The 5,564-nt window shown below is 45.4% G+C and carries 12 protein-coding genes; all 12 read right to left on the bottom strand.

What is annotated here, in order from left to right:
- Positions 1-416 (bottom strand): 50S ribosomal protein L24 (gene rplX / locus ACMUOV_RS08965; protein WP_413854821.1); only part of this gene is annotated, 416 nt, incomplete at its 3' end.
- 9 nt (positions 417-425) lie between these two features.
- Entirely contained in the window at positions 426-794 is a 369-nt protein-coding gene (rplN, locus tag ACMUOV_RS08960) for a 50S ribosomal protein L14 (RefSeq protein WP_413854820.1), read from the bottom strand.
- An 11-nt stretch (positions 795-805) separates the two neighbouring features.
- A complete protein-coding gene (gene rpsQ, locus ACMUOV_RS08955; RefSeq protein ID WP_413854818.1) occupies positions 806-1,072 on the bottom strand; it encodes a 30S ribosomal protein S17 in 267 nt (88 codons plus the stop codon).
- Between the two features lie 12 nt (positions 1,073-1,084).
- Positions 1,085-1,291, bottom strand: a complete 207-nt coding sequence (gene rpmC / locus ACMUOV_RS08950) for a 50S ribosomal protein L29 (protein WP_413854817.1) — start codon at positions 1,289-1,291, stop codon at positions 1,085-1,087.
- Positions 1,288-1,725 (bottom strand): 50S ribosomal protein L16, encoded by a 438-nt coding sequence (gene rplP / locus ACMUOV_RS08945; RefSeq protein WP_413854816.1) that lies wholly within the window; start codon positions 1,723-1,725, stop codon positions 1,288-1,290. The genes rpmC and rplP overlap by 4 nt, the downstream gene beginning before the upstream one ends.
- Complete coding sequence (gene rpsC / locus ACMUOV_RS08940; protein WP_413854815.1) at positions 1,725-2,387, bottom strand: 30S ribosomal protein S3; 663 nt, start codon at positions 2,385-2,387, stop codon at positions 1,725-1,727. The genes rplP and rpsC overlap by 1 nt, the downstream gene beginning before the upstream one ends.
- Positions 2,388-2,398: 11 nt before the next feature.
- Positions 2,399-2,788, bottom strand: a complete 390-nt coding sequence (rplV, locus tag ACMUOV_RS08935) for a 50S ribosomal protein L22 (protein ID WP_413854814.1) — start codon at positions 2,786-2,788, stop codon at positions 2,399-2,401.
- 11 nt (positions 2,789-2,799) lie between these two features.
- The gene (gene rpsS / locus ACMUOV_RS08930) at positions 2,800-3,078 is read right to left on the bottom strand and encodes a 30S ribosomal protein S19 (protein ID WP_413854813.1); all 279 of its coding nucleotides are present in this window, start codon (positions 3,076-3,078) and stop codon (positions 2,800-2,802) included.
- Positions 3,079-3,095: 17 nt separating this feature from the next.
- Complete coding sequence (rplB, locus tag ACMUOV_RS08925; protein WP_413854812.1) at positions 3,096-3,926, bottom strand: 50S ribosomal protein L2; 831 nt, start codon at positions 3,924-3,926, stop codon at positions 3,096-3,098.
- Between the two features lie 10 nt (positions 3,927-3,936).
- On the bottom strand, positions 3,937-4,227 hold the full coding sequence (gene rplW, locus ACMUOV_RS08920) for a 50S ribosomal protein L23 (protein WP_413854811.1): 291 nt from the start codon (positions 4,225-4,227) through the stop codon (positions 3,937-3,939).
- The gene (gene rplD / locus ACMUOV_RS08915) at positions 4,224-4,847 is read right to left on the bottom strand and encodes a 50S ribosomal protein L4 (RefSeq protein WP_413854810.1); all 624 of its coding nucleotides are present in this window, start codon (positions 4,845-4,847) and stop codon (positions 4,224-4,226) included. The genes rplW and rplD overlap by 4 nt, the downstream gene beginning before the upstream one ends.
- Before the next feature lie 10 nt (positions 4,848-4,857).
- Complete coding sequence (gene rplC, locus ACMUOV_RS08910; RefSeq protein ID WP_413854809.1) at positions 4,858-5,487, bottom strand: 50S ribosomal protein L3; 630 nt, start codon at positions 5,485-5,487, stop codon at positions 4,858-4,860.
- Positions 5,488-5,564: the final 77 nt, after the last annotated feature.

Here is a 5,564-nt window from a genome sequence, read left to right as displayed (position 1 = left end):
GCAGTGGTAGTCGATGCTTCTTTGGTCGATGAAGACGCTTTTGTCGCTTTCTTGGCGGCAGACTTAGCTTTGCTTACCGCTTTCTTTACTTCAAGCGACGCTCCGCATTTCTTGCAAACTCTGATCTTAATTTGCTTTCCGTCTTTATCTTCAAATTTGTGAGCGACTCTCGTTGTTTTTCCGCATTCGGGACAAACAATCATAACATTTGACGCATCCATTGCCGCCGCTTTGTTGATAATAGCCGATTGCTCTTGTGCGCTACGCGCTTTCTTGTGCTTTTTAACGATATTGATTCCGTCAATCGTAACAGTGCGTTTAACGGGGTCAGTCGATAATACCGCTCCGCTCTTGCCCTTTTCTTCGCCGGAAATTACTTGTACATAATCGCCTTTCCTAATATTCAAACTTGCCATACTTCCTCCTTACAGCACCTCGGGAGCAAGAGAAATAATCTTCATATAATCTTTCTCTCTCAATTCCCTTGCAATCGGTCCGAAGATACGAGTGCCTCTCGGTTGCTTTTGCGAATCGATAATAACCGCCGCGTTGTCGTCGAATTTGATATGTGTACCGTCCGCACGTCTGATTCCTTTGTGCGTTCTCACTATTACCGCTTTAACAACATCACCTTTCTTAACTACGCCACCGGGAGTCGCCGTCTTGACGGACGCGACGATTACATCGCCTATATTCCCGAATTTACGGAAAGAACCGCCTAAAACTTTGATACACATAAGCTCTTTCGCGCCGGTGTTGTCGGCAGCTACCAATCTTGTTTGTGCTTGTATCATACGTCTCCTCCTTACTTAGCCTTCTCGATAATCTCGACGAGACGCCAATGTTTGTCGTGACTTAATCTTCTCGTTTCGCTTATCAATACTTTATCGCCTATACCGCAAGCGTTTTGTTCATCGTGAACTTTGACTTTACTTGTACGGTTAACAATCTTTTTATACAAAGGATGCTTAACTCTTTGGCTGATAGCTACGACAATAGTCTTATCCATCTTATCGCTTACTACAATGCCTACTCTGTTTTTTCTCAATCCTCTTTCCGTCGTTTCTGCCATCTCTCTACCTCCTTAAGCCTTTTTGCTTTCGGCAATCTCACGCTCGCGAAGTACAGTCAAGATGCGCGCAATATCTTTCTTGCAAGCAACCATTACCATAGGGTTTTCCTGTTGCCCCGTAGCGTGCTTTAAGCGGAGAAACAAAAGCTGTTCTTTAAGCTCATCCAGTTTTGTATTCAATTCATCATTTGACATGCTGTGAATCATACTTGCTTTCATTCTGCATCTCCTCCTTCCCGAGCTTCGACTTCACGCTTAACGAACTTGCACTTTACAGGCAGTTTGTTAGCGGCAAGTCTCAAAGCTTCTCTCGCCGTCTCTTCGGGTATTCCCGCCATTTCAAACAACATTCTGTCAGGTTTGACGACTGCTACCCAATATTCCGGCGAACCTTTACCGCTACCCATACGGGTCTCGGCAGGTTTCTTGGTGACGGGCTTATGCGGAAATATATCCACCCAAACTTGTCCGCCACGCTTAGTATATCTCGTCATAGCGATACGAGCCGCTTCGATTTGGTTTGAGTTGATCCAACCGCATTCAAGTGATTGGAGACCGAACTCACCGTATGCTATCGTATTGCCCTTGTTTGCGCGACCTTTCATTCTGCCACGCGAAACACGACGTCTTTTAACTCTTTTAGGCATTAACATTAACGTACACCTCCCGTTACAGGATTAACTTTTCCGAGAATTTCTCCCTTGTATATCCAAACTTTTACGCCGATACAACCGAAAGTCGTATGTGCGATAGCGTAACCGTAATCTATATCCGCTCTTAAAGTTTGAAGCGGAATCGATCCCTCGTGATATTGTTCCGATCTTGCTATTTCGGCGCCGTCAAGACGTCCGCCTACCATACACTTGATACCCTTTGCACCCGATTTTACACTTCTGCCGATAGCTTGCTTCATTGCGCGTCTGAAACTGATACGTTTTTCAAGTTGAGCAGCTATACCCTCAGCAACAAGTTGCGCGTCAAGGTCGGGTCTCTTAACTTCAAGTACGTTGATGCTTATGTTCTTATTAGGGCAAAGCTTAACAACGTCTTTTTTCATATCTTCTATTCCGGCACCCGCTCTGCCGATAATTATACCGGGCTTAGCGGTGTAAACGTTGATAATAATCTTGTCAGCCGCTCTTTCGATAACAATCTTACTTACAGCCGCTTGATAATATTTCTTTTTAAGGAATTTACGAATTTTGTTGTCTTCGACTAAATTATCCGAAAAAGTTTTCTTTTCGGCGAACCATTGCGAATTCCAACCGTCGATTATTCCTACTCTGAGCCCATGCGGATTAACTTTCTGTCCCATAACTATCCTCCTTACTTCGCCACCGTATCCAAGATAACGGTAATGTGACTTGTGCGCTTGTTGATGCGATGTGCGCGACCCTTAGATACCGGCTGTACTCTTTTAAGGATAGGTCCTTGATCCGCAAAACACTCCGCGACAAATAAATCGCTTCTGTCAAGCCCGAGATTGTGTTCCGCATTGGCTGCGGCGGATTTCAAAACTTTAATTATCGGCTCGCTTGACGTATTCGGAACATTTTCGAGTATCGCAAGTGCTTCCGCATACTTCTTTCCGCGAATAATATCAAGTACTATTCTTACTTTGAAAGGAGAAATCCTAATATATCTTGCAATCGCAGTCGGACGCTTATCGGCGTTTTCTTGATGCGCAACAGCTTTTTCTTTACTTCTTGTAGCCATAGTTTTCCTCCTTACTTAGCACCGGTCGTCTTCTCGCCCGCGTGACCTTTGAATGTACGCGTGGGAGCAAATTCACCGAGTTTGCAACCAACCATATCTTCGGTTATGTATACCGGTACGTGTTTTTTGCCGTCATGAACGGCTATCGTATGACCGACCATTTGCGGAAATATCGTTGAAGCTCTACACCAAGTTTTGACGACTTTCTTATCGCCCGACTCGTTCATAGCTTCGACTCTTGCTAACAACCTTGCATCTACGTAAGGTCCTTTTTTAACTGATCTACTCATATCCTATTATCTCCTGATTAGTTAATTCTCTTGATAATAAACTTATCCGTCGTGTTTTTCTTCTTTCTGGTCTTGTGACCGAGCGCGGGCTTGCCCCAAGGCGTCACCGGTCCCGGCATACCGACCGGAGATTTGCCTTCACCACCGCCGTGCGGGTGATCGCAAGGATTCATAACGACGCCGCGGACAGTCGGTCTTACGCCCATATGACGTTTACGTCCCGCTTTACCCAAAGAAACTATTCCGTGTTCCACATTTCCCACTTGTCCGATAGTTGCCTTACAAGTCAACGGAATAAGTCTCATTTCGCCACTCGGCATACGAAGCGTTGCATATTTGCCTTCCTTAGCCATAAGTTGCGCGGCATTACCTGCCGTTCTTGCAATTTGCCCGCCTTTCTTTGCGGTAAACTCAATGTTATGAACCATCGTACCTACGGGAATATTTGCAAGAGGCAACGCGTTACCGACTTTAATATCCGCGTTCTCTCCGCTCTCGACCACATCTCCTTTCGTAAGTCCGAGAGGCGCGAGAATATATCTCTTTTCACCGTCTGCGTATACAAGAAGCGCAATGTTCGCCGAACGATTGGGATCATATTGAATCGAATCAACTTTTGCGGGGACATTATCCTTATCACGCTTAAAATCGATAATTCTGTACTTTTGTCTGTTACCGCCGCCGATATGTCTTACCGTTATTCTGCCCGTTGCGTTTCTGCCACCGCTCCTACCGAGCGATTCGATAAGACTTTTTTCCGCTTTTGCGCCTTCCGTCAACTCGTCGTACGTGCTGACCGACATTTGACGCGTGCCGGCTGTCTTCGGTTTGAATCTCTTAATAGCCATATTGTCCTCCTTATGCTAAGCTCTCGAAAAATTCGATTGCTTTGCTGTCGGCAGTCAAAGACACAATGGCTTTCTTATAAGCTGCGGTATAACCTTCGCTTCTTCCCTGTCTCTTCGGCTTTCCGTCGTAATTACTCGTATTGACTTTGCTTACTTTCACGTTGAAAATCTGTTCAACGGCACTCTTGATTTGAGTTTTGGTCGCACGCTTGTCAACTTCAAAGGTGTAAATCTTCGAGCTGATGCCCGCATAACACTTTTCCGAAAGAATCGGACGTTTAATTATATCGTAATTTTTCATAGTGCGTATGCCTCCTCGATTTTCTTAACGGCACCCTTGGTCATTACACACTTTCCGCTTGCCACCAAATCGTATACGTTGATAAGTTCTGCGGACGCGAGCGTTAATTTCTGAATGTTGCCCGTTGCTCTCAAAACCATTTCGTCGTTATTATCCGTAACTATATACACTCTCTTGTCGGATAAATCGAAAGCTTTAAGCATTTGAACCGCTTCTTTTGTTTTGCCACCGAATTTGATATCATCTACAATTACAAGTTCATTATCGGCAAGTTTTGCGGAAAGCGCGCTTCTTAATGCTTCGTCTTTTGCTTTCTTGTTAATCTTTTGAGAGAAATCTCTTGGCTTCGGCGCGAATACCACGCCACCACCCGTCCATTGCGGAGCGCGAATAGAACCTTGTCTTGCACGACCCGTACCTTTTTGTCTCCACGGTTTAACGCCGCCTCCTCTCACTTCCGCGCGCGTCAACGTGCTTTTCGTCCCTTGACGCTTGTTGGCAAGCTGAGCAACTACCACTTGATGTATAAGCGACTCGTTGTATTCCGCTCCGAATACGCTGTCGTTTAACGTTACCGTTCCCACTTCTTTGGCGGTCATATTATAAACTTTTGCTTCCATCTCAGACCTCCTATGCCTTTACAGTTTGTTTAACGACAACTATACTGCCTTTTGCGCCCGGGATAGCACCCTTAACAAGCAAAAGATTGCGAGCTGCGTCAACCTTGGCAACCAAAAGGTTTTGAATAGTAACCTGTTCGTTACCGTATTGTCCGGGCATTTTCTTGTTTTTGAATACACGCGACGGATCGGAGTTACTGGATAACGAACCTACTCCTCTGTGATAGCCCGAGCCGTGTGCCATCGGTCCGCGGTGCGTGTTCCATCTTTGAATTGTACCCGAGAAACCGCGACCGCGCGTTGTTCCCGTTACGTCCACGAAATCGCCTTCCGCGAATACGTCACACTTGATTTCCTGTCCGACTTCATATGCCGAGCAGTCAGTAAGTCTCAATTCCTTCAACACTCTCTTCGGCGTTACTCCCGCTTTCTTAAAGTGAGCCGCCATAGGTTTGTTGACGTTCTTTTCTTTAATTTCGCCGAACGCTACTTGAAGAGCGTCGTAGCCGTCGTTATCGACGGTTTTCTTTTGCACTACCGGACACGGACCCGCTTCAATTACGGTAACCGGAATAACTTTCCCGTCCGGAGCAAAGATTTGACTCATTCCGAGTTTCTTTCCAATGATTGCTTTATTCATAGATAAAGTTCATCCTCCTAATATATTGTTTTACGCCTATACGCGCACTTTTCAAATTAAAGTTTTATTTTAATATC

It is taken from the genome of Candidatus Ruminimicrobium bovinum (genome assembly GCF_902760015.1).
GTDB lineage: Bacteria > Elusimicrobiota > Endomicrobiia > Endomicrobiales > Endomicrobiaceae > Ruminimicrobium > Ruminimicrobium bovinum.
This window is presented reverse-complemented; position numbering and strand designations above follow the sequence as displayed.